At 67.7% G+C, this 23,445-nt stretch carries 24 protein-coding genes; 19 read left to right on the forward strand and 5 right to left on the reverse strand.

Translation table 11 applies throughout. The features are described from left to right. Positions 1-3: 3 nt before the first annotated feature. From BM43_RS30670 to BM43_RS30730, 13 genes are all read left to right on the forward strand, one after another. Positions 4-882 (forward strand): TauD/TfdA dioxygenase family protein, encoded by an 879-nt coding sequence (locus tag BM43_RS30670; RefSeq protein ID WP_036051946.1) that lies wholly within the window; start codon positions 4-6, stop codon positions 880-882. A 76-nt stretch (positions 883-958) separates the two neighbouring features. Next, positions 959-1,807, forward strand: coding sequence for a class I SAM-dependent methyltransferase (locus tag BM43_RS30675; protein ID WP_036051945.1), 849 nt, complete (start codon positions 959-961; stop codon positions 1,805-1,807). Positions 1,808-1,882: 75 nt separating this feature from the next. Then, on the forward strand, positions 1,883-2,623 hold the full coding sequence (locus tag BM43_RS30680; protein WP_042285595.1) for an ATP-grasp fold amidoligase family protein: 741 nt from the start codon (positions 1,883-1,885) through the stop codon (positions 2,621-2,623). A 13-nt stretch (positions 2,624-2,636) separates the two neighbouring features. Continuing rightward, the gene (locus BM43_RS30685; protein WP_036051943.1) at positions 2,637-3,653 is read left to right on the forward strand and encodes a sulfotransferase family protein; all 1,017 of its coding nucleotides are present in this window, start codon (positions 2,637-2,639) and stop codon (positions 3,651-3,653) included. Between the two features lie 26 nt (positions 3,654-3,679). Further along, complete coding sequence (locus tag BM43_RS30690; protein WP_036051942.1) at positions 3,680-4,498, forward strand: transketolase; 819 nt, start codon at positions 3,680-3,682, stop codon at positions 4,496-4,498. After that, the gene (locus BM43_RS30695) at positions 4,495-5,448 is read left to right on the forward strand and encodes a transketolase family protein (RefSeq protein WP_042285582.1); all 954 of its coding nucleotides are present in this window, start codon (positions 4,495-4,497) and stop codon (positions 5,446-5,448) included. The genes BM43_RS30690 and BM43_RS30695 overlap by 4 nt, the downstream gene beginning before the upstream one ends. After that, positions 5,445-6,554 carry a hypothetical protein gene (locus tag BM43_RS30700; protein ID WP_036051941.1) on the forward strand — a complete coding sequence of 370 codons (1,110 nt, stop codon included), beginning with the start codon at positions 5,445-5,447 and terminating at the stop codon, positions 6,552-6,554. Before BM43_RS30695 ends, BM43_RS30700 begins: the two co-directional genes overlap by 4 nt. After that, entirely contained in the window at positions 6,551-7,681 is a 1,131-nt protein-coding gene (locus tag BM43_RS30705) for an acyltransferase family protein (protein ID WP_036051940.1), read from the forward strand. The genes BM43_RS30700 and BM43_RS30705 overlap by 4 nt, the downstream gene beginning before the upstream one ends. Positions 7,682-7,721: 40 nt before the next feature. After that, on the forward strand, positions 7,722-8,816 hold the full coding sequence (locus BM43_RS30710; RefSeq protein WP_036051939.1) for a phosphoserine transaminase: 1,095 nt from the start codon (positions 7,722-7,724) through the stop codon (positions 8,814-8,816). 57 nt (positions 8,817-8,873) lie between these two features. Continuing rightward, positions 8,874-9,689, forward strand: a complete 816-nt coding sequence (locus tag BM43_RS30715) for a galactosyltransferase-related protein (RefSeq protein WP_036051938.1) — start codon at positions 8,874-8,876, stop codon at positions 9,687-9,689. Next, positions 9,686-10,648 (forward strand): sulfate adenylyltransferase subunit CysD, encoded by a 963-nt coding sequence (cysD, locus tag BM43_RS30720; protein ID WP_036051937.1) that lies wholly within the window; start codon positions 9,686-9,688, stop codon positions 10,646-10,648. The genes BM43_RS30715 and cysD overlap by 4 nt, the downstream gene beginning before the upstream one ends. Before the next feature lie 22 nt (positions 10,649-10,670). Next, positions 10,671-11,996, forward strand: coding sequence for a sulfate adenylyltransferase subunit 1 (locus BM43_RS30725; protein WP_036051936.1), 1,326 nt, complete (start codon positions 10,671-10,673; stop codon positions 11,994-11,996). A 66-nt stretch (positions 11,997-12,062) separates the two neighbouring features. Next, the gene (locus BM43_RS30730) at positions 12,063-12,374 is read left to right on the forward strand and encodes an MbtH family NRPS accessory protein (protein WP_230676285.1); all 312 of its coding nucleotides are present in this window, start codon (positions 12,063-12,065) and stop codon (positions 12,372-12,374) included. A gap of 132 nt (positions 12,375-12,506) precedes the next feature. On the opposite strand, the gene BM43_RS30735 is transcribed toward BM43_RS30730, so the two are convergent. Then, entirely contained in the window at positions 12,507-13,433 is a 927-nt protein-coding gene (locus BM43_RS30735; protein ID WP_052409211.1) for a LysR family transcriptional regulator, read from the reverse strand. A 148-nt stretch (positions 13,434-13,581) separates the two neighbouring features. Here BM43_RS30735 and BM43_RS30740 point away from each other — a divergent pair, with 148 nt between their 5' ends. Next, positions 13,582-13,974 (forward strand): tautomerase family protein, encoded by a 393-nt coding sequence (locus BM43_RS30740; protein ID WP_013697583.1) that lies wholly within the window; start codon positions 13,582-13,584, stop codon positions 13,972-13,974. Between the two features lie 120 nt (positions 13,975-14,094). On the opposite strand, the gene BM43_RS30745 is transcribed toward BM43_RS30740, so the two are convergent. Together BM43_RS30745 and BM43_RS30750 are read right to left on the reverse strand one after the other, a co-directional pair. Next, positions 14,095-15,474 carry an NAD-dependent succinate-semialdehyde dehydrogenase gene (locus BM43_RS30745; protein WP_036051934.1) on the reverse strand — a complete coding sequence of 460 codons (1,380 nt, stop codon included), beginning with the start codon at positions 15,472-15,474 and terminating at the stop codon, positions 14,095-14,097. An 83-nt stretch (positions 15,475-15,557) separates the two neighbouring features. Further along, positions 15,558-16,196, reverse strand: coding sequence for a TetR/AcrR family transcriptional regulator (locus BM43_RS30750; RefSeq protein ID WP_080742148.1), 639 nt, complete (start codon positions 16,194-16,196; stop codon positions 15,558-15,560). 166 nt (positions 16,197-16,362) lie between these two features. Here BM43_RS30750 and BM43_RS40915 point away from each other — a divergent pair, with 166 nt between their 5' ends. The 3 genes from BM43_RS40915 (at position 16,363) to BM43_RS30765 (ending at position 19,630) form a co-directional block, all read left to right on the forward strand. Next, a complete protein-coding gene (locus tag BM43_RS40915) occupies positions 16,363-16,980 on the forward strand; it encodes a putative pterin-binding protein (protein ID WP_157693190.1) in 618 nt (205 codons plus the stop codon). 1 nt (position 16,981) lies between these two features. Beyond that, positions 16,982-17,788 carry a class I SAM-dependent methyltransferase gene (locus BM43_RS30760; RefSeq protein ID WP_052409210.1) on the forward strand — a complete coding sequence of 269 codons (807 nt, stop codon included), beginning with the start codon at positions 16,982-16,984 and terminating at the stop codon, positions 17,786-17,788. A 282-nt stretch (positions 17,789-18,070) separates the two neighbouring features. Then, positions 18,071-19,630, forward strand: coding sequence for a hybrid sensor histidine kinase/response regulator (locus BM43_RS30765; protein ID WP_232484011.1), 1,560 nt, complete (start codon positions 18,071-18,073; stop codon positions 19,628-19,630). 31 nt (positions 19,631-19,661) lie between these two features. On the opposite strand, the gene BM43_RS30770 is transcribed toward BM43_RS30765, so the two are convergent. Further along, the gene (locus BM43_RS30770; RefSeq protein WP_036051932.1) at positions 19,662-20,522 is read right to left on the reverse strand and encodes a helix-turn-helix domain-containing protein; all 861 of its coding nucleotides are present in this window, start codon (positions 20,520-20,522) and stop codon (positions 19,662-19,664) included. 334 nt (positions 20,523-20,856) lie between these two features. On the opposite strand from BM43_RS30770, the gene BM43_RS30775 reads away from it, so the two are divergent. Further along, entirely contained in the window at positions 20,857-21,669 is an 813-nt protein-coding gene (locus BM43_RS30775) for an FtsZ/tubulin family protein (protein ID WP_157693191.1), read from the forward strand. Here the strand turns inward: BM43_RS30775 and BM43_RS30780 are convergent. Further along, a complete protein-coding gene (locus tag BM43_RS30780) occupies positions 21,666-22,583 on the reverse strand; it encodes a LysR family transcriptional regulator (protein ID WP_036051930.1) in 918 nt (305 codons plus the stop codon). The genes BM43_RS30775 and BM43_RS30780 overlap by 4 nt on opposite strands. A 102-nt stretch (positions 22,584-22,685) precedes the next feature. Here BM43_RS30780 and BM43_RS30785 point away from each other — a divergent pair, with 102 nt between their 5' ends. Continuing rightward, positions 22,686-23,420, forward strand: a complete 735-nt coding sequence (locus tag BM43_RS30785; protein ID WP_036051929.1) for a glutamine amidotransferase — start codon at positions 22,686-22,688, stop codon at positions 23,418-23,420. Positions 23,421-23,445 lie beyond the last annotated feature (25 nt).

Below are 23,445 nucleotides of genomic sequence, written 5' to 3' on the forward strand. Positions count from 1 at the left end.
CCCATGACCACCCTGGACCTGAGGCCGCTGAGCGGCACCATCGGCGCCCAAGTGCGCAACCGTACGCTGGCGGGCATCGTCGAGCACGGCGGCGTCGAGGAGATCCGCGCGGCGCTGTTGCGCCACAAGGTGCTGTTCTTCACCGACCAGCCCGCGCTCGAGGTCGACACGCAGATCGCGTTCGCGCGCCTGTTCGGTGAGATCGAGACGAATTTCCCCTCGTTTTCGGCCAAGCCCGACGGGCGCCCCGAGGTAACGGTATTCGACGCCGACGTGCCCAGCGGGCGGGCGTCGATCTGGCATACCGACCTGAGCGTCGCGAAGGCGCCGACCGCGCTGGGCGTGCTGTGCGTGATGGAGACGCCGGCCAGCGGCGGCGACACCATGTGGGCCGACCTCGAGGCCGCCTACGAGAGCCTGTCGCCGGGCATGCAGGCCTTCCTCGAAGGCCAGCGCGCGGTGCACGACATGACCACCGAGCAGTATTCGCAGCGCCCGGGCGCGTTCCAGGGCAAGGGCCGCACCGACATCGACCTGAGCAACCTGTTCGGCGCGGAGCACCCCGTGGTGCGCGTGCATCCGGAGACCGGCCGCAAGTGCCTGTTCGTCAATCCCTTCATGACCTCGCACCTGGCGGGTTTCCATTCCGCCGAGAGCGCGACGATCCTGAACTACCTGTATGCGCAGATGGAGAAGCCGCAGTTCACGGTGCGCTGGCACTGGTCGAACGGCGACGTCGCGCTCTGGGACAACCGCTGCACCATGCACACCGCGGTGGACGACTACGGCGCCGGGCGGCGCTTCGCGCGGCGCGTGTGCGTGCGCGGCGACGTGCCGTTCGGCGTGGCCCGCGAGGCGGCCACCGCCGCCGAACCTGCCTGACGAGGTCGCGCGAGGCGCGATCGATTGCGCCACGGCCGGCAGGCCGTGGTTCTCCTACCTGAATCCGAACCTCATCATGAACTCATCGACCATGCAATCCGGCGTCGACTTCTCCGGCTCCGTCTACCTCGCCTCCAGCACCGTGCGCGCGGTCGCGCAGCGCCTGAACTGGCGCGCGAAGGTGCTCATCAGCGGCTATGAGCAGGATTTTCGCGGCAAGCGCGTGCTGGATCTCGCCAGCCACGACGGACGCTTCATGCACGCCGCGCTCGCGCACGGCGCGGCCAAGGTGGTGGGCGTGGAGGTGCGCGAAAGCCACCTCGACGCCGCGCGCGCGAACCTGGCCCAGGGCGGCCATGCGCGCGAGCGCTACGAGGTGGTGGCCGGCGATCTCGTGGAATACCTGCGCTCGGTCGAGCCGGGCGGCTTCGACACGATCCTCTGCTTCGGCGTGCTGAGCCACCTGATCGAGCATATCGACGTGATGCGCGAGATCGGCCGCATCGCGCCGGGCGCCTTCATCCTCGACACCTGGGTGGCGCGCGAGCGCTGGAACCTGCGCGAGCGGCTGCGCAACCGCCGCGTCAACGCCTTCGTGCGCAACATGCAGCAGGGCGGCTTCGGCAAGCGCTCGCTGCTCACGCGCATGCAGGGCTGGTTCGACGACGTGCTGCCCAGCGAGCGCAGCCGCACCGGCAACCTGGTGCTGCTGTACGAGGACGCCGCGGCGCCGGGCGCCACCGCGCGCCAGAGCGGCCTGATGGGCTGGGCCAATCGCTCGGCCGTGGAGATGCTGTTCGATCATTACGGCCTCGATCACGAGCGGGTCGACTGGCACGCGCAGGGCCTCACCGACTGGAGCGAGCTCGAGGACTACCGCAGCGGCTCCCGCGAGAGCTGGGTAGCCCGTGCGCGGCGAGCCTGAGGGAGCGCGCCCGTGAGCACGACCTTCCGAGACAAGGTGCGCGAGCGCTGGCCGCACTACGACGATCGCCGCGGCATCTTCCAGGCCGGCGCCACGCCCGACGAAATGCGGCGCGTGGCGAGCGAGACGCAGCTCGACTGCAAGCTGACCTGCCGCACGCATCTGCAGGCTTTCGAGGCCTACCTGCCGAAGCTGTATTTCCAGGGCGACGTGGCCGACTGCGATTTCGCCGCGCTGCCGCCACGCTACGTGATCAAGCCGCGCTGCCAGACCGGCGTGCTGATGCTGATGGATCGCGGCACCGACCTGAAGACAGGCGCGGCGTTCGCGCCCGAGGAGATCCGCGCCTTCTTCGCGCGCCAATGGTGCTATCGCGGCCTGAACAATCACGTGATCGTCGAGGAGATGGTCGAGAACCGCGACGGCTCGCCCTGCGTGTCGCAGTTCAAGTGCCTGACCTTCCACGGTCGCGTGGAGTACATCCACTACGTGACCGTGGGCTACGACCTGGGCTGCGTCGCCTACGACTACGACCGCGACTGGCGGCGCGCCGCGCTCTATCACAGCGCGCAGCCGATCGAGCGCGAGATCGCGCGTCCGGCGCACTTCGATCGCGTGATCACGCTGGCCGAGCAGCTCGCCGACTATTACCGCGGCTGGACCGGCATCGAGCACGTGCGCGTCGACCTGTTCGATTCGGACCGCGGGCCGGTGTTCGGCGAGTACGCGGGCGGCACCAACGGCGGCGAGGGCTTCACCGACGAGGCGCAGCGGCTGCTGGGCGCCTTGTGGCGAGGCGGGGCCGGTCCATCCTGACAGGAGTGAGAGCATGACATCCGCCGATTCATCCGGTCCGGTGTGCGTCAAGCAGGTGCTGCGGGTCCGCCATGCCGATTCGACCCGCATGGTGCGCCCCGGCGACTTCGACAGCCGCGTCGTCGCGCGCCACGCCTCGCTGGCCGAGTTGCCCGAGCGCGCGCGCTACGTGCCGCTGTACGCGGACTGGCGCGCCGAGCGGCTCGTTCATGGCCGCTGGGAGGGCGATGCCGCGTTGAGCGACGTGCCCTTCCTCTACCAGCATCAGCGCCGCCATGTGCAGTGGCTGGCCGAGCTGCCGTTCGAGCGGCTCGACGCCTGGCACGACGATGCCGGCCTGACGCCGACCTTCGTGTTCTCGATCGGCCGCTGCGGCTCCACGCTGCTGTCGCGCCTGCTGGCCGCCGCCGGCGAGCCGGCGATCTCGGAGCCGGACGTGCTGACCAACGTCGCCTGGGTCGACGACGACGCCGAGCTGGCGGCGGCGCGGCGCTGGGGGCCGAGCGTGGTGCGCGCCGCCGTGTGCGGGCTCGCGCTCGCGTGCGGGCGTGCGCCGGTCATCAAGCTGCGCGCGCGCTGCAACCGGGCGGTGGACGTGTTTCTGCAGGCCTTCCCGCAAGCGCGTTACGTCTTCATGTTCCGCGAGCGGGACGATTGGGTGCGCTCCACCTCGCGCGCGTTCGGCGAGCGCGGCGAGACGCTGGCCGAGCTGCTGAAGGTATCGGTCGAGGCCTTCGACCGCCTGCATCGCGCCGGCGTGCGGCCCCAGCCGGTCTGGTACGAGGACCTGCTGGCCGGCCCGCTGCCGGCGTTGCGGCGCATCGTGTCCGATCCGGCCGCCCTGGCGGCGCGCGGCGACGCCATCGCCACGGCGCTGGGCAGGGACGCGCAGGCGGGCTCCGGCCTGTCTCGCGAGCGATTGTCGACGCGCGGCGCCGATGCCGAGGCGCTGGCGGCGTTCGACGCCTGCTGGCGCGCCATCCGCAGCGACGCGCTGCTGAGCGAGCACGGTCTCGCGCGGCTGCGCTGAACTGATTTCAAGAACCGGGAGATTCGATGAACCTCGAGATTCAGATACGGGAGAGCCGCAAGCGCGTGTTGACGATGCTGCACGGCGCGCAGGGCGGCCATTTCGGCGGCGCGATGAGCGTGCTCGACAGCTTGATGGTGCTCCATCACCGGATTCTCGACCGCGATCCGGCGCGGCGCGCCCAGGGGCGGGCGGATCGCCTGATCCTGTCGAAGGGGCATGCCTCGGTCGCGCTGTACGCGACGCTCGCCTCGGTCGGCGCGCTGCCCGAGGCCGAGCTGGCCAGCTACGGGCAGCACGGCGGCCGCCTGGCGTGCCATCCCGACATGAGCCTGTGCGACGCGATCGACTTTTCCACCGGATCGCTCGGCCAGGGCCTGTCGGTCGGACTCGGCATGGCCCTCGCGCTGCGCGGCACGGGCGCGCGCGTCTGGGTGGTGCTCGGCGACGGCGAATGCCAGGAAGGGCAGGTGTGGGAGGCCGCGCAATTGGCGTCGCGCTACCGCGTCGACAACCTGCATGCGGTGCTGGACCTGAACGGTTACCAGGAGATGGGCTGGCACGGCATGCCGGGCATCGAGCCCGCGCCGCTGCCCGACGCGGCGCGCAAGTGGGAGGCGTTCGGCTGGCATGTCAGCGAGGCGCCGGGGCACGACGCGGCCGGGCTCGAGGCCGCGATGCGCAACATGCTGGGCCGGCGCGGCCAGCCCGGCGTGCTGCTGGCCCATACCGAGAAGGGCCACGGCATTCCGGCCTTCGCCGACGCGCCCGGGCTGTCGCATTGCCTGAGCCTGACCGAGGCGCAGTTCCGCGACGCCGTGATGGCGGCCGGGGAGCCGGCATGAGGCCCGCCGCCCATTGCGCGCAGGCGCTCGTCGAGCGGGCGCGGCACGACCCGCGGATCTGGGTGGTGGACGGCGACCTGGCCGATTCCTACGGCGTGGACCGCTTCGCGCAGGCGCACCCGGAGCGCTTCCTGATGGCCGGGATCGCCGAGCAGACCATGGTGTCGACCGCGGCCGGCATGGCCGCCTGCGGCTTGCGGCCGTGGGTGTTCTCGTTCGCGGCCTTTCTGTGCTTTCGCGCCTACGACCAGATTCGCGTCGGGCTCGCGCAGACCGGCGTGCCGGTCACGCTGGTCGGCTCGCACGCGGGCGGCTGCGGCGGGCCGAACGGCAAGAGCCACCAGGCGCTCAACGACATCGCGGCGATCGGATCGCTGCCGAACCTCGATATCTGGACGCCCGGCTGCGAGGCGGACACGCGATTCGTGGTCGACGCGGTGCTGGCGCGGGAGCGCCCGGCCTATCTGCGCTATCCGCGCGAACCGCTGGGCGCGTTGCCCGGCGAGCCTGCCGAATGTCGCTGGATCGGCGCGCGCGCGCGTTTCGCGCTGGTGAGCTGCGGGCTGTTCACGCACGTCGCGCTCGACGCCGCGCGCCGGCTGCGCGAGTTCGACGTCGATGCCGGCGTGATTCACCTGACGCGGCTCGCGCCGTTTCCCGCTGCCGAGTTCGCGGCCCTGCTGCGCGACGTGGATGGGCTCTGGGTGGTGGACGACCACACGCGTCGCGGCGGCCTGGCCGACCTGCTGCATGCCGAGGGGTTCGCGGTGCGCGACCCGGTGTTTTCCTGGCCGGCCGACTGGAGCGGCGATTTCGGGCCGACCGAGGTGCTGCTCAAGCGCCACGGGCTCGCCGCGGACGATATCGCCGCGCGCCTGGCCGCCGAACTGCGCGGCGGCGGGCGCGCGGCAAGGAGCGGCGCGCGGGCCGCCCGCGAGGCCGGCCGATGAGCGCGGATCTGCTGGTGACCGGCACCGGCTCGCTCGCCGAGGCCGTGCTGTTCGATCTCGCCACCCTGCCGGCGGGCGCGAGGCCGCTGCGGATCGTGCTGGCCGGGCGCAACGCGGCGCGCCTGGCCTGGCTGGTGCAGGCCACCAACGCGCGCGCCGTGGTGCATGGCACGCCGCATCGCGTGGTCGGCCATCGGCTCGACTGGGATGCGGCGGGCGCGCTCGACAGCCTGCTGGCCGCGCTGCGGCCGGCGCTGGTGTTCAACGTGGCCTCGCTGCAGTCGATGTGGGAGATCGCCGCCGGGCGCGATGCCTGGGCCGCGACGATCCGCGCCCAGGGCTATGGCGCGACGCTGCCGCTGCAGGTGGTGCTGGCGCTGCGCGTGGCGCGCGCGATCGCGGCGCATTCCCCCGGCAGCCGCTTCGTCAATGCCTGCTACCCCGACGCGGTCAACGAGATCCTGGTGCGGCTCGGCCACGATGTCGTGTGCGGCATCGGCAACGTGGCGACGCTGGCCGCCGCGTACCACGCCGAGATGGATCTGGCGCCCGGCGCGCGCCTGCGCATGCTCGCGCATCACTGGCATGTCGGCGCGGCGATCGCCGGGCACGGGCACCGTCACGCGCCGCGCGTCTGGGTGGATGCGCGGGCTTGCGAGGCGAGGGCCCTGCCGGATCCGCGGCTGCCCGCCGACGCGTCGCTGAACCGCGTCACCGGCGCGACCGGCGCCGTGCTGCTGGCCGCGCTGCTCGGGCGCATCGCCAGCTACGCCGGCCATGCTCCCGGCCCGAACGGGCTGCCGGGCGGCTATCCGGTCGCGATCGAGGCGGGCCGGCTTTCGCTCGACCTGCCCGCGGGCCTCGAGCTCGAGGCCGCTGTCGCGCTGAACCGCGAATGGAGTGCCCGGGAGCATGTGGAACTGGACGCCTCGGGCACGGTGCGGACCGGCGCACGGGATGGCGAGGAGGACATACCGGGCGGCGCGCGGCTGCCGTGCGTCTGGTCGATCGAGACCGTCGAGCAGGTAGCGCGGCAGATGCTGCGCACCCGCGCCGAATTACAGGCGGTGGCATCGCCGCCGCTCCAACAACAGGAAACCCAATGAACCAAGGCAAGCGTAGCAACGGCGTGGACATGCTGCGAGGCATCGCGATCCTGCTCGTGCTGATCCTGCATTTCCACCTGACCTATCGGCTGCATCTGCTGCCGTTCGACCTGCCGTGGTTGTCCGAGGCCATCAAGGCGGTGGCGCGCAACGGCAACTATGGCGTGACCATGTTCTTCACCGTGTCGGGCTTCCTGATCACCTCCACCTCGCTGCGCCGCTTCGGTGCGCCCACGCGGATCCGGCCCGGCACCTTCTATCGGTTCCGCGCCTCGCGCATCCTGCCCTGCCTGGTCCTGGCACTCGCCATCATGGTGGTGCTGAGCCTGTTCGAGATGCGTTCGTTCGTGAACAAGCCCGACACGGCGAGCATGCCGGTGGCGGTGCTCTCGGTGCTGACGTTCTGGCACAACGTGCTGATGGCGCAGGTCGGCTACTTCAACTACGCGATGAACATCCTCTGGTCGCTGTCGGTGGAGGAGGTGTTCTACCTGAGCTTCCCGATCGTGTTCCTGCTGCTGCGCCGGCCGCGCTACATCGGCATCTGGCTGGTGGTGCCGATCCTGTTCGCGCCGTATTACCGGAGCCTGCATGCCGAGGACGAGATCGTGGCGCTGTACGGTTATCTGTCGTGCTTCGACGCGATCGCGATGGGCAGCCTCGTGGCGCTGCTGCCGGCGCGACGCATCGCGCGGAGCACCGGCATCGCGCTGCGCTGCGCGGCCGGCCTGGTGCTGGCGCTGACCTATCTGTCTGGGCCGATCATGCAGCACGTGGTGTGGGGCGTGTCGGTGGTCGCCTTGTGCACCGCCGTGCTGCTGTACTGCTTCCAGCACGAGGCGGCGAGCGCGCAGCCGGCACGCACGTGGCGCGTGGCGCGCGTGATCCGCTGGTTCGGGCAGCGCAGCTACGAGCTCTACCTGTTCCACATCATCGTGCTCGGCGTGCTGCGCGAGTACGTGACGCGCGAGAACGTCGGGCTTTATGCGAAGCCGCTCTGGCTGCTGTTCTATCTCTGCGTGGCGGCGCTGGTCGCGCAGATCGTGTTCCGCCACTTCTCCGAGCCGCTCAACGCGATGCTGCGGCGCGGCGCGCCGCGTCCTGCCGCGGGCCTGCTCGAGAAATGACCCGTCATCGCCTCATCCAACGATCCAGGAGTCTTGCTCCATGCATCCCAATCAACTGAACTTCTCCGGCGGCCCGGGCGCGCTGCCCGACTGCGTGCTCGACGAGTTGCAGCAGGCGGTCGTGGCCTTGCCGGAGACGAACCTGTCCGTGCTCGGCATGAGCCACCGTTCCAGGTGGTTCGCGCAGCTGCTGGAGGAGAGCGAGGCCGACCTGCGCGCGCTGCTGCGCATTCCCGACGATTACAGCGTGGTGTACCTGCAGGGCGGCAGCAGCCTGCAGTTCTCGATGATCCCGATGAATTTTCGCGTGCCTGGCGCGCCGCCGCCCGACTACGTGACGGGCGGCTACTGGAGCCGCAAGGCGATCGACGAGGCCTCGCGCGTGATGGCGATGCGCACCGTCTGGGACGGCGCGGCGAGCGGCTACCGCACGCTGCCGCGGCTTGCCGATCTGGACTGGCACCCGCGCGCCCCGTATCGGCACTTCGTGTCGAACGAGACGGTGGAGGGCCTGCAGTTCCCGGCCGTGCCGGACGACGACGGCGCGCCGTGGGTGGCGGACATGTCGTCGGATTTCGTGTCCCGGCCGTTCGACGTCCGCGCCTACGGGATGGTCTATGCGCATGCGCAGAAGAATCTCGGGCCGGCCGGCGTGACGGTGGCGATCATCCGAAATGCCTTGCTCGAGCGCATTCCCGACACCTTGCCGCCGATGCTCGACTATCGCACCCATATCCGCCACGGCTCCAACTACAACACGCCGCCGGTGCTCGCGATCTACGTGATGGCGCGGGTGTTGCGCTGGATCCGCGACGAGGTGGGCGGCGTCGAGCGCATGGCCGAGCGCAACGCGCGCAAGGCGGCGCAGTTGTACGCCACGCTCGACGAGCTGCGCGAAGTGGTGGATGCGCACGCGCGGCGCGAATGCCGCTCCACCATGAACGTGGCGTTCCGCTTCCGCGACGCGCGACTCGATGCGCGCTGTCTCGAACTCGCGACCGAGGCGGGTTTCTCCGGTCTGAACGGACATCGATCGATCGGCGGCCTGCGCGCCTCGCTCTACAACGCCGTGTCGGAGCAGGCGGTGAGCCGGCTGACGGCCTTCCTGAAGGATTTCGCGCTGCGCCACGCCTGATGCGCGGCCGCCTACCCATACCCATGTCACGGCCGTCGGCCGGAGGAGATTGATCCCATGCTTTCCATCATTGTGACGTGGCGCAATCGCGAGGAACTGCGCGGCGCGCTGCCGGGGCTGGTCGAGACGGCACGGCGTGTCGGCGGCGAAGTGATCGTGGTGAACTTCGGCGGCGACGCCGAAGCCGTCGCGCGCCAGACCGACACGTATCGCGATGCGGTGCGCGTCGTCGAGCTGCGCGAGCAGCCGTATTTCCACAAGACGCGCGCCCAGAACCTCGGTGCGCACTTCGCGCGGCACGACACGCTGTTCTTCTGCGATTGCGACATCATCGTCGAGCCGGCCTCGATCGATGCGCTGGTCGCGCGTCTGGGCGCCGAGCCGGGCCGGTTCGCGACGCTGAAAGGGGTGCGAGAGACCGAACGCAATTCGCGCCAGGCGAAGAACGTGGTGCGGTTCGGATATCGGCTCGACGTGAAGATCCGCAACGGGCGCGAACTGGCGATCGTCGACAACGAGGAGGACGCGCAGGACGGCACGCGCCAGGCGCCGGGGCTGCTGCTGGTGCGGCGCGACGATTTCCTGGCGGTCAACGGCTACAACGGGCGCCTGCACGGCTGGGGCTGGGAGGATCAGGACATGATCTCGCGGCTCACGCTGGGCGCGGGGCTCACGCGCATCCAGGAGGGCCATGCGCTGCACATCTCGCACGACGACCATGCGCGGATTTCGCAATATCCGGTGACGAACCGCTGGGAAAGTCGCGACAGGATGTTTCGCCAGGCCCTGGCCTTCTACGACGACGACGATTTTCTCGGTACCTTCACGCAGGACATCGAGCAGCTCTCGGGCGAACTCGTGGCGGTCGCATGAGCATCACGCTCGAACCATCCGCCTTCGCATCGCCGGCCGGCACCGCCAGCCGGATGGGCCACCTCGACTGGCTCGAGGCCGAGTCGATCCACATCCTGCGCGAGCTGGTGGCCGAATGCAGCAAGCCGGCCCTGCTGTTCTCGGGCGGCAAGGATTCGGTCGTCGTGCTGCATCTCGCGCTGAAGGCCTTCGGCCTGGGCCCGGATCGCAAGACCTCGCTGCCGTTCCCGCTGGTGCATATCGACACCGGCCACAACTACGATGAGGTGATCGACTTCCGCGATCGCCGCGCCAAGGAAATCGGCGCCGAGCTGGTGGTCGGCCACGTCGAGGATTCGATCCAGCGCGGCACCGTGGTGCTGCGCCGCGAAACCGATTCGCGCAATGCCGCGCAGGCCGTTACCCTGCTGGAGACCATCGAGCAACACGGTTACACCGCGATGATCGGCGGCGCGCGCCGCGACGAGGAAAAGGCCCGCGCCAAGGAGCGTATCTTCTCGTTCCGCGACGAGTTTGGCCAATGGGATCCGAAGGCCCAGCGCCCGGAACTCTGGAGCCTCTACAACGCGCGCCTGCACAAGGGCGAGCACCTGCGCGTGTTCCCGATCTCGAACTGGACCGAGCTCGACGTCTGGCAATACATCGCGCGCGAGCAGCTCGAACTGCCCTCGATCTACTACGCGCACCAGCGCGAGATCGTGCGCCGCAACGGCCTGCTGGTGCCGGTCACGCCGCTCACGCCGATGCGCGAGGGCGAGGCGAGCGAAACCGCCCAGGTGCGTTTCCGCACGGTCGGCGACATCTCCTGCACCTGCCCGGTGGAGAGCGATGCCGACGACGTCGAGAAGATCATCGCCGAGACCGCGGTGACCGAGATCACCGAGCGCGGCGCCACGCGGATGGACGACCAGACCTCCGAGGCCGCGATGGAACAGCGCAAGAAGCAAGGCTATTTCTGAAGCACGCGAGGACACAGACATCATGAGCATCATCGAGAACCACGAAGACCTCGGCGTGTTGCGCTTCATCACGGCGGGCAGCGTCGACGACGGCAAGAGCACGCTGATCGGCCGCCTGCTGTACGACAGCAAGGCCGTGTTGTCGGACCAGCTGTCCGCGCTGTCGCGCGCCAAGAACAAGCGCACCGTTGGCGACGAGCTCGACCTCGCGCTGCTGACCGACGGCCTGGAAGCCGAGCGCGAGCAGGGCATTACGATCGACGTGGCCTACCGCTACTTCGCCACCGCCAAGCGCAAGTTCATCATCGCCGACACGCCGGGCCACGAGCAGTACACGCGCAACATGGTGACCGGCGCCTCCACCGCGCACGCGGCCATCATCCTGGTGGACGCCACGCGCGTCACGGTCGAGGGCGGCCTCGCGAGCCCGGCGCAATTGCTGCCACAGACCAAGCGCCACAGCGCGATCGTCAAGCTGCTCGGCCTGCAGCACGTGATCGTCGCGATCAACAAGATGGATCTGGTCGAGTATTCGGAAGCGACCTTCAACCTGATCCGCGATGCCTACGTCGTGCTCGCGCAGCAGCTCGGCCTGGAGGGCGTGCGCTTCGTGCCGGTGTCGGCCCTGAAGGGCGACAACATCGTCACGCTGTCGGACAGCATGCCCTGGTACGCCGGCGAGCCGCTGCTCGACGTGCTGGAGACGCTGCCGGTGGCGATCGACGGCGGCGAGGCGCTGCGCTTCCCGGTGCAGTGGGTGGCGCGCCAGGACGGCAGCTCGGCCGACGATTTCCGCGGCTACATGGGCCGCGTCGAGGCGGGCGAGGTGAAGGTGGGCGACGAGATCGCGGTGCTGCCCTCGGGCCGCACGGCGACCGTGGCCGAGATCGTCGCGCCGGTGCCGGGCGGCACGGCTGCGGTGGAATCCGCCTTCGCGGGGCAGACCGTCACGATCCGCCTCGCCGAGGACGTCGACGTCTCGCGCGGCGACGTGTTCGTGCCGAACGCGCAGCGCATCGAGCCGGCCAAAAAGCTGGAGGCCGATCTCTGCTGGTTCGATGAAACCCCGTTGTCCCCGCAACGCAAGTATCTGCTCAAGCAGACCACCAACACGGTGTTCACCAGGATCGGCGAGGTCAAGCAGGTGCTGGACGTGCATACGCTGTCGCACGCCAGCGACCGCCAGGACCTGAAGATGAACGACATCGGCCGGGTGGCGCTGACGCTGCAGAAGCCGATCGTCTGCGATACCTACGATGCGCATCCGGGCACGGGCGCGTTCGTGCTGATCGACGAGGCGACCCATCACACGATCGCCGCCGGGATGATTCGCGCCTACTCGGCCTGAGTTGACGGCGCCGCCGCGCTCGCGGCGATGTTCATCGCTTCATCTTGCTTTTCCAGGAGAACGATCATGGACGATTTGTATTTCGTCGTGCGAAACACTGAAGGGAATTATTCGGTATGGTTCGACGGCAGGAACCTGCCAGCGGGTTGGGAGACGGTGGGCGAGCCCGCCAGCAAGCAGGCCTGTCTGCAGCGGATCGAGCGGCTTTGGACGGAGGCGGCGGCCGCCAGCGGCCGAGAACATCCCGGCCAGGATTCGGGCGCGGAGGCCGACCCTGCCGTGCAAGCAGGTCGTTATCTGGCGAGTGCCCCGAACACTAGTTCCGAGCAGAGCGCAACCAGGCGTTCCGTCGCTGCCGAGTTGCCGGTTGCGCGATAGGCGATCGCGACATCAGATGGTTGCGCGTTCATCCAGCGAGAGGCACGCCACCCGGGTGACAGATTCCGGCATCGGCGCGATACCCGCCCGCCGATTCGATCACGTGTCGTGTTTGGACAGGCCGTGCCTTCCTCACCTCGACGCAGCGCCTTTGGCGCCGCGCGCCGCCTGCCCATCGAACGACGCCACGATCGACTCGCGCAACACCTCGACGGCCTGCCGGAGATTCCCCAGGTAGCGTGGATGGACCAGCCAGAGGTCGATTGCCAGGGCAAAATCGCTGACTTCCACCACGCTCAGCTTGCGGTGCCATTTGCTGGCCCGCAGCACGTCGATCGGCACCAGGCCGAGGCCTAGGCCGCTGGCCACCAATCGCAGTTGCATGTCGGTGCCGTAGGTATCGATGCTCAGCCTGACGGCTTGTCCCTTGTCCGTCATGGCGCGTTCCAGCGCCGCGCGATAGCCGCAACCATCCGGATTGAGGATCCATCCATGGGCGGCCAGCGCATGCATGTCGGTTCTTCGCGCGACCAGCGGCTGGTCCGCGCTCTGCACGACTTTCACGTCGAAGCGGGCGACTCGGTCACTCGCCAGGTCGGCCGGCAGCGCCGCCCCCGAGGGCAGTATCAGCATCGCGACATCGAGCGATCCGTCGTCCATCCGCTCCTGCAGCCTGGGGCTGCTGTCGGTGAGCAACTGCACCTCGAGTTCGGGAAACCGGCGCTTCATGCCGGTCACCGCATCGAACAGCACGATGTCCGTGACGGCCTGGGGCAGGCCGAAGCGCAAGGTCCCTGACGGCGGCGAATCCTCGTGGGCGATCTCCTGCAACTGCTCAAGCGCGCGCAAGACCGGCACCGCCTGTTCGTAGACGCGCTTGGCCAGCGCCGTCGGTAGCGGCGGCTTGGCATTGCGGTCGAACAGCACGCCGCCCATCAGTTCCTCGAGACGCTGGATGCGCTTGGAGATCGTCGATTGCGACACGCACAGGACGTCGGCGGCGCGGGTCAGGGAGGCCGCATCGACGACCGTGACGAAGGATTTCAGCTCATCGATCATTATTCCGTTCCGTCATGTTTTTCATGAATATCATTCGCTTGAGGAAATGCAAGCGCCAGCCTACGCTTAGGCATCGTTTTGCGCCAGTCCCCTGTTTGCCGGGCGCGATGACCTCACGAGGCTTGCCGCCTCACACCAGGAGAATGAAATGCCCCTCGTCCGTATCGATCTGTCGAAGTCCGCATCGCCCGAAGTCGTCGCCGCCGTGAGCGAGACGGTGTATGAGGCGATGGTCAATATCGCCAACGTGCCGGAGCACGACAAGTTCCAGATCATTTCGCGCCACGCCCCGGACGAGCTCGTCTATCCGGCCGAAGGTTACCTTGGCGTGGATTACACCCCGGGCATCGTTTTCATCCAGGTGACCTGGAATGCCGGGCGCACCGTCGAGGTCAAGAAGGCGTTTTATCGTGCCATCGCGGATGGCATCCACGCCAAGGTCGGCGTGCGCAAGGAGGACGTCTGGATCAGCCTGGTCGATGTCGCGCGCGAGGACTGGTCGTTCGGCAATGGCGAGATGCAATACGCGCCGAAGGCGTGATGACGTGCCGGGGCGAGCCCGACACGAGGCCTGGTGATGCCCGGGCCCGTCAGCCCGGGATCAAGGCTGGATCGCCGGAGGCGGCGACCTGCATGCCGTCTCCGGCGATCGATACTTGTCTCAAGCCCCGGCGTTGGCGACGAGAACCAGCTTCTGGTTGACGAACTCCTTGATGCCGAGCTCGGACAGCTCGCGGCCGTAGCCTGAGCGCTTCACGCCGCCGAAGGGCAGCTCAGGGGCGGTGCTGGCGAAGCTGTTGATCCAGACCGCACCGGTTTCGATGCGCGAGGCCAGCGACTTGGCGCGTTCGATGTTCCGCGAGAACACCGCGCCCGCCAGGCCGTAGCGCGAGTCGTTGGCCAGTTCGACCGCCTCGTCGTCGTTCTTCACGACATACACCTGGGCGACCGGGCCGAAGAACTCCTCGAAGTAGGCCGGGTTGTCGCGAGCGACATGGGTCAGGATGGTCGGCTCGAAGAAGTTGCCCTTGCCTTCGAGTGCCTTGCCGCCCAGGTGCAGCGTGGCGCCGTGCGCCAGCGCGCGCTCGACCTGCCGCGACAGCCCCTTCACGGCCTCGGCGGACGACAGGGGGCCCAGCCTGGTGCTTTCGTCGAGCGGATCGCCGATCTTCACGGCCGCCATCGCCACGGTGAACTTCTCGAGGAACTGGTCGGCGATGTTCTCGTGCAGCACGAAGCGCTTGGCGCAAATGCATTCCTGGCCCGAGATGTGCAGGCGCGAGAAGACGCCGATCTCGACGGCTTTTTCCAGGTCCGCGTCGTCGAGCACGACGAACACGTCGTTGCCGCCCATCTCCAGCGTCGACTTCTTCAAGTACTTGCCGGCCTGGGCCGCGATGGCGCTGCCGGCGCCTTCCGAGCCCGTCATGGCGGCGCCCTGGATGCGATCGTCCGCGATGATGTCGGCAACCTGGCCGGCGGTGATGAAGAGGTTCTTCCAGGCGCCTTCCGGCGCGCCGGCTTCGTTGACCAAGGCCTCGAACACGCTCGCGCAGTGCGGCACGATGCTGGCGTGCTTGGCGAGCACCGGGTTGCCGGCCGCGATGGCCGGCGCGAATACGCGCATCAGCTGATAGTAGGGGAAGTTCCAGGGCTCGACCGCGAGCAGGACACCGATGGGATGATGCTCGACCCAGGCATCGCCGAGCTGCGAATCAATCTTCACCGGTGCCAGGAACCGCTCGGCGTTGCGCGCATAGAAACGCGCGATCTCGGCGATGATCCACACCTCGTCGCGCGCGTCGCCGATCAGCTTGCCCATCTCCATCGTCGCGATGCGGGCCAGCTCCTCCTTGCGCGCGTCGATCAGGTCGGCGAGGCGTTCCAGCACCTGCAGGCGCGGCTTGATGGGGCCTTTCGACCATGCCGACTTGTACAGTCGATGCGCCGCGCTCAGCGCGGCCTCGATGTCGGCGTCGGTGTGGTTCGGATAGGTCTTGACCAGTTCGTTGGTCGTGGGGTTGATGGTTTGATAAGGCATGGAAAGCTCCATTCGTTCTTGGGTAAATAAAACGCACTGCTAACAAAAAATAGGTTGAACCGTTGATCGGCAGGATTGGGTCGCTACCTGGAAGCGGCCAGCGAGACGCTGTCGGCTGTGCTCGATCGCGGCCGAATAAGGTGGCGCGTGATCGATGCCGCATTCTCGAAAGGCAGGCGGCTACGTGAGATCTTCGCCATGATGCTGGCGCCCAGCCATGTTTGATAAAGCGTCAGGGCGACGTCCGGCGGCGCCTCGCGCACGTCCAGCGAGCCGTCGGCGATGCCCAGGCGAATCGCCTCGGCGAGGCGCTCGACGAGCCTGTCCGTGCCGCGCTCGAGCGCCAGTCTCATGGATTCGGAGATGTCGGCAAGCTCGGCGCCGAGCTTGACCACCAGGCATTTCATGCTGTCATTCGACTCCATCTGGCGATCGGCCCAGCCTTGCCAGTAACTCATCAGCCGATCGCCCATGCCGCGATCGCCGGCCGTCAGCAGGCAGTCCATGCCGGCCAGCGAGGCTTCGAAATAAACATCGAGCAGCGCCTCGCCAAACGCGTCCTTCGAGGCGAAGTAGTGATAGAACGAGCCTTTCGGCACCGAGGCGGCATGCAGTACCTCGTTGAGGCCCACCGCGGAAAACCCCTTGCTCGCCATCAATCCCTGAGCCGCGTCGAGGATCCGCTGCCGGGTTTCGCCGGTTCGATACATCTTGTTCGTCATCGCCGAGGTTTCCTGAATAGACCAGTCGCTTGCGTCGTCAGGCAAATCTTGGCTCGGAGCTCAGGCGGGCAGCAATGTCATATCTGCAATGATTCGAGACAGCGCGTGTCGCTCCGCGCATGGGCGATTCGTGGGGCGCGACGGCAGGCGGCGGGCCGACACCCGGATGTGCGATCATCCCTTGCCTGGGCGAACCCGGCCTGTCTGGCTCGGCCAGGCCGGCCGGATCTCGCCGATCAATCGCAGGAACACCCTTGGAGGCCCCTTGCTTGTCCACAGCCCGCTTCGAGTCGGTAGCCTCGCCATCGCGGTCCTGGTCGCGAGCCTGCCGCTCGCCCGACCGGCGGCGGCGAAGCTCCCGCCCTTGTCCCTGGACGTGTATCAGCGAACCCCGTCGGGCGAGCAGGGCAAGCTGTTGCACCATTTTTCCGCGGAAGAACTGGGTGCGATGCCCCAATACACGATCATCACCTCCACGCCGTGGACGGCGAGATCGACATTCGTGGGCGTGCGGGTGGAGGATATTCTGAAGAAGGTGGGGGTCGCGAGCGGCACCTTCAGGCTGGCGGCTTACGACGGCTTCATTTCTCAAACCATCTACGTATCGGACGTCATGAAATATCATCCGATCTTCGCGACGTCGATGAATGGCGAGCAACTCCAGATCAGGAACTTCGGCCCGATCTTCACGATATTCCCGCGCGATCTGCACCCCGACGTGTTCAACAACTACCGGTTCGAGGCGAGTTTTGCCCGACAGATCAAGGCGCTGGAGGTCGACTGAAATGGATGCACAGAGTGCTCGGCTGCCGGGATCCACGCCGTGCAAGATCTGCGGCGCTCGCGCGGCATGGTTCGGCACGGCGAACTTCAACAAGAATTGCGAGGAGCGACGAGGCTTGATCCTGCCTCCCCATGCCGAATTCGCGACGTATTTCAAGTGTGAAAACTGCGCGACGATCTTCACGACGGATTTCGACCACTGGAGCCGTGAGGATTTCGCCCGGAACATCTACAACGAGGAATACGCGCTCATCGATGTCGACGTGCTCGATACGCGACCCAGGCAGAATGCCAGGCTCATTGCCGACCTGGTGACCGACCGGAAGGTATCGATCCTGGACTATGGCGGCCATGCGGGCCATCTGAGCCGGATGCTCGCGCAGAAGGGTTTCTGCGCCGACAGCTGGGATCCTTTTTCGAATCCCGTGGCGGTACGCAATGGCTACGATCTCATCGCCTCCTTCGAGGTGCTCGAGCACAGCATCGATCCGATCGGCACCGTGTCCGACATGGCGAGCAAGCTGGAGGACGATGGCGCGATCCTGTTTTCGACCTACGCGCTGGATTTCGAGCCCGATGCCTCGATCGATCACTGGTACATCTCGCCCCGCAACGGGCACGTGACCATTCATTCACGCCAGGGCCTGCGGATCCTGTTCGCGAAATTCGACATGCGAATCCATCACTATTCCCGAGGTCTTCACCTGGCCCTCCGCGAAGGCCGGGCCGTCCCGCCGTGGCTCACGCGCGAGCCCGTCGCCTGGATCGCGGTGCCGGGCGAGGTCCTGCACGCGCCGCATCGATCGTGACGAAGAACCTGTTCCAGACCCGGCGCTCCGGCCTGAGGTCGATCGGGTTCCACGGCTCGCCGAGGTTCGCGATCCTGTCGATCGCCGCGATCATCATCGTCTCGGTCGTTTTCTGGACCTACTCGGCGCTGTCCTGGTTGAATCCGAGAGGCGTCTACGCGCTGACCGGGCCGCAGGAGAACTATTACTGGGGGCCGGCCCAGTTCGAAATAAAACTGGAGGAGTTCAAGGGCGACCTGGTCCAGTATTTTCGCCGGGACCGTCGATTTCGATGCCCTGGAGTTGTCCTACAACATCCTGCTGTCGAAGTATTTCATCCTGTCGGTGACGGGGGATGCCACCCGCTCGGCCATGGCCGTGCCCGAATATCGAGCCGCCCTGGCCGACCTGCGCCCGCCGCTGTACAGCCTCTCGCCGTTCTTCGAGCGCCAGCGCATATCCCGGCAGGACGCGGTCGCGATCCTGGCGACCCTCAACGCGATGGCGCCCGACGTCAGCCGCCTGGTGCACAGCATCGGCGATGCGGAAATCCTGCGGCGCCAGTTGGCGATCGACGATTTCAAGAGCAAGCAGTTCTTCTTCCTGAAGCTCAGCACCGGCCTGGTGGCCATCATCCTGGTCGGATTCGTCGGACTGCTCTGGCTGCTGCGGCAGTTGCGGGCGAATATCCGGCGCGAAAGCGAGCTGCGCGAAGTCAAGGCTGCCTTCCTGGGGATGGTCGGGCATGAACTGCGTTCGCCCTTGCAGGTGGTGACCTCGGTGATCGACAACCTGATGCACGAGGAACTCACGCGCTCGGCGATGAAGGGCGTGTTCGCGCTGGAGCGGGCCGCGCAGGCCATCGATATCCAGCTGAGGGATATCACCGACTTCGCGCTGTTGGGAACCAGCCGCCTGAAGATCGTCAAGGGCTGGTTCCGGATGTCGGAGGTGCTCGGGGTGACGCTGGAATCGCAGCGCGAGCTGTCGATGAAGAAGGGCATCGCGATCGAGGTGAAATTCAGCGAGCATTTCCCGTTGATTTTCTCCGACGAGAATCGGGTACAGCAGATCCTCACGAACCTGGTATCCAACGCCATCAAATATTCCGAAACCGGCCCGGTGCGGGTTTCCATCACGGCAATTGCGCGCGGCAGCCGCTCCGGTGGCGAGGCTCGCTACGATCTCGTGATCCAGGTCCGGGATCAGGGCGTGGGGATCAGCCAGTCGGACCAGGCGCAGATATTCAAGCCGTTCGTGCGCCTGGCCGACGGGCGAGCGAGCCAGGTACCGGGGATCGGGATGGGCCTGGCGATCGTGGGCGAGATCGTCGGTCTGCTCGATGGCAGGATCGCCATCGACAGCCGGCCCGGGGCGGGTTCGGAATTCACCGTGTCGCTTCCCTGCGAGGGGCGGCCGGATCAAGAGCCGTCCCTGGAGCAGCGGCGCCCGGGCAAGCCGAGCCATTCGATGGATATCGCGTGGCTGCGCCACGTGCTGGTGGTGGACGACAATCCCGAGATCGTGGAAACGCTGGTCTCGGTGTTCGAATCATATGGGGTGGATGTCGATGGCGTCAGCTCGGCGCAGGACGCGCAACGGCAACTGGCGGCGAAGCGTTATCAGGTCGTCGTGTGCGACATCCAGATGCCGGAGATGAGCGGCTTCGAATTGCTCGAGCACACGCGCCGCATCGGGCTGATCAACGACGACACCATCGTCGTCGCGCTGAGCGCCTACAGCCCCCTGCTGTTCGACAAGGGGGACAAGGGCATGTTCGACGTGTTCCTGAGCAAGCCCCTGCGCGCCAGCGATCTGTTCTCCTCGCTGTCGAAAGCGGCCAGGGCCAAGGGCCTGCATTGACCCGGGCGCGTCGCGCGCGCGGCTGGAGCGCCTAGTCGCGCCGCTGGTTCAGCCGGCGATTGAGGTCGGCGACCAGCCAGGGAAGGCGCAGCGGTTTCTCGAGTGCCGAGATGTCGTATTTCTGGATGATTTCCGCCATCTCGACCTCGCTGGCCTCGCCGGTGGCGATCTTGCCCGTCAGCAGATAGACGAGCGGGGCAGGGGCGGAGGAAATGATTTCCTCGATCGGGTAGCGCGCGGTGATGCCGTCGAGCAGCCAGTCGATGATGACGGCGTCGAAGCTCGCCGATTTCAGCTCGGCCAGGAAGCTGCGATAGCTCGTGTAGCCCTTCGCGATGAAACCGGTCCGGTTCAGGTAGCTGCAGATCTGTTCGGTGATGGCGGGATCGTCATCCACCACGGCAACCGCCGGATCGCTGATTTCCCGCACCTGGATCGAGATCCGGTAGACCTCGAATTTCTCACCCGCCGGCGCCGCGTCGCGCGGGAACACATGCCATCGGTCGCCGCTCATGATCGCGACGAACTCCGGGCTTCGGTTCGCCGAGAGTCTGCCGCCGATCTCGGCCTGGCATTCATAGTCCCTGCCGCCGATCGTCAGGGATGCCCTGGCCACGCCATCGGGCGATTCGGCTTCGCTGCCCTGCGAGGCGTCGTCGGCCACCAACTGGGCCGCCGACTCTCCATATTCGGCGGCCACCGCGCGAAGCTGGAGGATCGTCCAGGGATTCTCGCCCTTGATCTTGCGAAGTGCCTGAGAGTAGCTGAGCCCCAGAATTCTTTGTATTTCGGTGGCGTACTGACGCTTCGCGACACCTTGCGATTCCAGTAGCTGCCTGACGCGCTGCGCGATGGAACCTGCGTCGTCGGGCCCGTCTTGATTCTCCAGCATTGACTCTCCAGGGATGGGTGGCTGAGCGATCTTCCCACAAGGTGCCGTTCCTGTCTCTCATCTTGCATGCCGCGCTCGAATTATCCGAACAAGAGCGCGCGTCAAGCTTTTTTGATATCAAAGTGCGCTTGACATGCGCTTTTGCTCCGGAGAACAATGTGCGCCATGCGCGTTTCTCAAAAAAGCGATGCTCGCTCCGATTCCCGGCTCGTGGCGTGAGGACGTTCGACAGCAATCCACGGCCCGCTCCGAGGCCTTCCGAGGAAACACCACGATGTCATCATGCAACGAGAGCGCGGGAGACCAATCGTGCCGCGGGTGGTCGGTGATACCCATGCCGCACGAGCCTGCCGGGGTGTCGGCGATCGACCTGGCCGGCGTTGGCCGGATCGGCGCGGCCATCGCGAGCGCCCTGCAACGTCTCATGGATTCCCGCGGCCTGGAACGGCTGGAGCGCGAGGGGGCGGGATGGTGGCAGCGGGCGGCGCGCGAGCTGCCCGCTGGGGTGGCAGCAGGCGATCGTGCCGGCGCCGATCTGCGCTTCCTGTTCATCTCGGCAACCGAGCCCGGTGCCCTCGAACTGGCAGAGCGCGCGAGCGCCGCCGCGCGGGCCGGCGGTGCCCGCGTGGTGGCCATCGTGATGTATCCGCCGCTGCCCGATCGGGCAGCGGTACAGAACGCCACCGCGAAGCTGGCCGCCGAGGTGGACGCCATCGTGGTGATGCCCGACTATCCCCACCTGACGCTGCTGGACTGCATCGTGCGCGCCTATCGCGCCGCGGTCGGCGAGCGGCCGACGCGCGCGAGCGCCTCGGCCATGCCGGCCGGCAGCGAATTCCTGGACTTGCGCTCGGCATTCCACGGCGCGGGACGCGCCTCGCTGGGCAGCGGGCTGGCATCGGGCCCGGAGCGCATCCTCGAGGCGGCGACGGACGCGGTGGACGAACTCGGCGACATCGCGCTTCGCGCGGCATCGGGCATCCTGGTGATCGTCGCCGGCGCCGAGACGCTGCGGCTCGCCGAGGTCGCCTCCGCGCTGTACCAGGTGCATGCCCGCACCCGCGGCGACGCGCAGGCGGTGCTGGCCGCGCACTATGACGAGCGCATGGGCCATGCCGTGCGCGTGATCGTGGTCGCCGCAAGCTAGCCGGGCTGCCCGATGCGCCCGGCGATGAAGGCAAGGAAGCTGCGGATCTTGGGCGCGGTATGGCGGCTCGGCGAGCAGAACGCCCAGGCATTGCCGTAGTAGTTGGTCTTGAACAGCCAGTCCGGCAGGACCTGCTCGACGCGGCCGTCCTCGAGCGCGGCGGCCGCCACGAAGCGCGGCACGCCGCCGATGCCGAGATCGGCCAGCACCGCCTCCAGCCGCACGCCGGAATGATTGGCGACATACCGGCCGCGCACGTCGACCGCCACCGTGCCTCCCCCTCGCTCGAAGCGCCAGCGCGTGTCGACCGGGTCCTCGCTGAGCGTGATGCAGCCGTGCGCGGCCAGCTCGCGCGGATGCGCGGGCCGGCCGTGCCGCGCCAGGTAGGCCGGCGTCGCGCACACCACGTGCTCGATGCGCATCAGCTTCCTGCCGACCAGGCCCGGCGGCGGATCGTCAGTGATCCGAAACACGATGTCGACCTGGTCGTCGACCGGATCGAGCTGGCGGTCGTCGAGCTTCAGCACCACGTCGACGGCGGGATGCGCCGCCAGGAAATCGGGAATGTTGGGGTGGATCAGGAAGCGGCCCAGCGCGCGCGGCGCGCTGATCCGGATCGTGCCGGCCGGCTCGGCCGAGCGGCGTTCGGCCAGCGACATCACCGCCTTCGCGGCGGCCACCAGCTCGCCGGCATGGCGCAACGCCTCCAGGCCCTCGTCGCTGAGCCGCAGCCTGCGCGTGCTGCGCAGGATCAGCCGCGTGCCGAGCGCGCGCTCCAGCCGCGCGATCGAGCGGCTCACCGCCGAGGGCGTCGAGCCGAGCCGGCGCGCGGCCTCGGAGAAGCTGCCGGCTTCCGCGACCTTGACGAAGGTCGCCATCTCGTCCATCAGCGGCGGAATCTGATTTGTGCTCACGGGGAACAGGTCCTTGCTCGGTCGCGCGTATTATCGGCCGGCGCCCGGCTGCGTACAATCGGCGCACCCGATTCCCTGCCGATTCCCTGCCGACTTCCCTCGATGAACAAACCGATCCTGATCGTGATCACCGGCGAGACCTTCGCCTCGATTAGCGCGGCCCATGGCGATTTCGCCGACTGGATCGAGGCGGGCCTCGCCGCGAGCCCGCTGCCCGGCCTCGCGATCGAGCGCTTCGACGCGCGCGGCGCGGCTGCCTTGCCGGATGTGGACGACTACGCCGGCATCGTGCTGACCGGCTCGCATGCGATGGTGACGGCGCGGGAGCCCTGGAGCGAACGGCTCGGGCATTGGCTGGCCGATTGCGCGGCGCGGGGCGTCACGCCGATGCTGGGGATCTGCTACGGGCATCAACTGCTGGCCCAGGCGCTCGGCGGCGAGGTGGGCGATCGCCGCGACCGGCGCTTCGAGATCGGCACGGTGTCGATCGGGCAGCGCGCCGAGGCGGCGGGCGATCCGCTGTTCGCGGCGCTGCCCGCGCGCTTCGACGCGCAGGTGGTGCATTACCAGTCCGTGCATCGGCTGCCGCCGGGCGCGCGCCTGCTGGCCGCCAGCGACACCGATCCCTGCCAGGCCTTCCGCCACGGGCAGGCCTGCTGGGGCGTGCAGTTCCACCCGGAATTCCCGCTGCCGGCGATCGAGCAGTACCTCGCGATCCTGCGCGCGCAACCGGGCGCGCACGGCGCCGATGCCTTGCCGCCGCAAGTGCGCCTGGCATCCACGCCCGAGGCATTCGCCTTGCTCGCGCGCTTCGCGCGTTTGTGCCTGACGGCCTGAACGCGCCGGGCGCCGGGGTTCGGCG

It is taken from the genome of Burkholderia gladioli (assembly GCF_000959725.1).
Taxonomy (GTDB): Bacteria; Pseudomonadota; Gammaproteobacteria; order Burkholderiales; family Burkholderiaceae; genus Burkholderia; species Burkholderia gladioli.

Bases quoted from the DNA above. Each gene is read 5' to 3' on its own strand.
- BM43_RS30670 (WP_036051946.1), top strand. From the start codon at position 4: ATGACCACCCTGGACCTGAGGCCGCTGAGCGGCACCATCGGCGCCCAA.
- BM43_RS30675 (WP_036051945.1), top strand. From the start codon at position 959: ATGAACTCATCGACCATGCAATCCGGCGTCGACTTCTCCGGCTCCGTC.
- BM43_RS30685 (WP_036051943.1), top strand. From the start codon at position 2,637: ATGACATCCGCCGATTCATCCGGTCCGGTGTGCGTCAAGCAGGTGCTG.
- BM43_RS30690 (WP_036051942.1), top strand. From the start codon at position 3,680: ATGAACCTCGAGATTCAGATACGGGAGAGCCGCAAGCGCGTGTTGACG.
- BM43_RS30695 (WP_042285582.1), top strand. From the start codon at position 4,495: ATGAGGCCCGCCGCCCATTGCGCGCAGGCGCTCGTCGAGCGGGCGCGG.
- BM43_RS30700 (WP_036051941.1), top strand. From the start codon at position 5,445: ATGAGCGCGGATCTGCTGGTGACCGGCACCGGCTCGCTCGCCGAGGCC.
- BM43_RS30705 (WP_036051940.1), top strand. From the start codon at position 6,551: ATGAACCAAGGCAAGCGTAGCAACGGCGTGGACATGCTGCGAGGCATC.
- BM43_RS30710 (WP_036051939.1), top strand. From the start codon at position 7,722: ATGCATCCCAATCAACTGAACTTCTCCGGCGGCCCGGGCGCGCTGCCC.
- BM43_RS30715 (WP_036051938.1), top strand. From the start codon at position 8,874: ATGCTTTCCATCATTGTGACGTGGCGCAATCGCGAGGAACTGCGCGGC.
- cysD (WP_036051937.1), top strand. From the start codon at position 9,686: ATGAGCATCACGCTCGAACCATCCGCCTTCGCATCGCCGGCCGGCACC.
- BM43_RS30725 (WP_036051936.1), top strand. From the start codon at position 10,671: ATGAGCATCATCGAGAACCACGAAGACCTCGGCGTGTTGCGCTTCATC.
- BM43_RS30730 (WP_230676285.1), top strand. From the start codon at position 12,063: ATGGACGATTTGTATTTCGTCGTGCGAAACACTGAAGGGAATTATTCG.
- BM43_RS30735 (WP_052409211.1), bottom strand. From the start codon at position 13,433: ATGATCGATGAGCTGAAATCCTTCGTCACGGTCGTCGATGCGGCCTCC.
- BM43_RS30740 (WP_013697583.1), top strand. From the start codon at position 13,582: ATGCCCCTCGTCCGTATCGATCTGTCGAAGTCCGCATCGCCCGAAGTC.
- BM43_RS30745 (WP_036051934.1), bottom strand. From the start codon at position 15,474: ATGCCTTATCAAACCATCAACCCCACGACCAACGAACTGGTCAAGACC.
- BM43_RS30750 (WP_080742148.1), bottom strand. From the start codon at position 16,196: ATGACGAACAAGATGTATCGAACCGGCGAAACCCGGCAGCGGATCCTC.
- BM43_RS40915 (WP_157693190.1), top strand. From the start codon at position 16,363: ATGTGCGATCATCCCTTGCCTGGGCGAACCCGGCCTGTCTGGCTCGGC.
- BM43_RS30760 (WP_052409210.1), top strand. From the start codon at position 16,982: ATGGATGCACAGAGTGCTCGGCTGCCGGGATCCACGCCGTGCAAGATC.
- BM43_RS30770 (WP_036051932.1), bottom strand. From the start codon at position 20,522: ATGCTGGAGAATCAAGACGGGCCCGACGACGCAGGTTCCATCGCGCAG.
- BM43_RS30775 (WP_157693191.1), top strand. From the start codon at position 20,857: ATGCCGCACGAGCCTGCCGGGGTGTCGGCGATCGACCTGGCCGGCGTT.
- BM43_RS30785 (WP_036051929.1), top strand. From the start codon at position 22,686: ATGAACAAACCGATCCTGATCGTGATCACCGGCGAGACCTTCGCCTCG.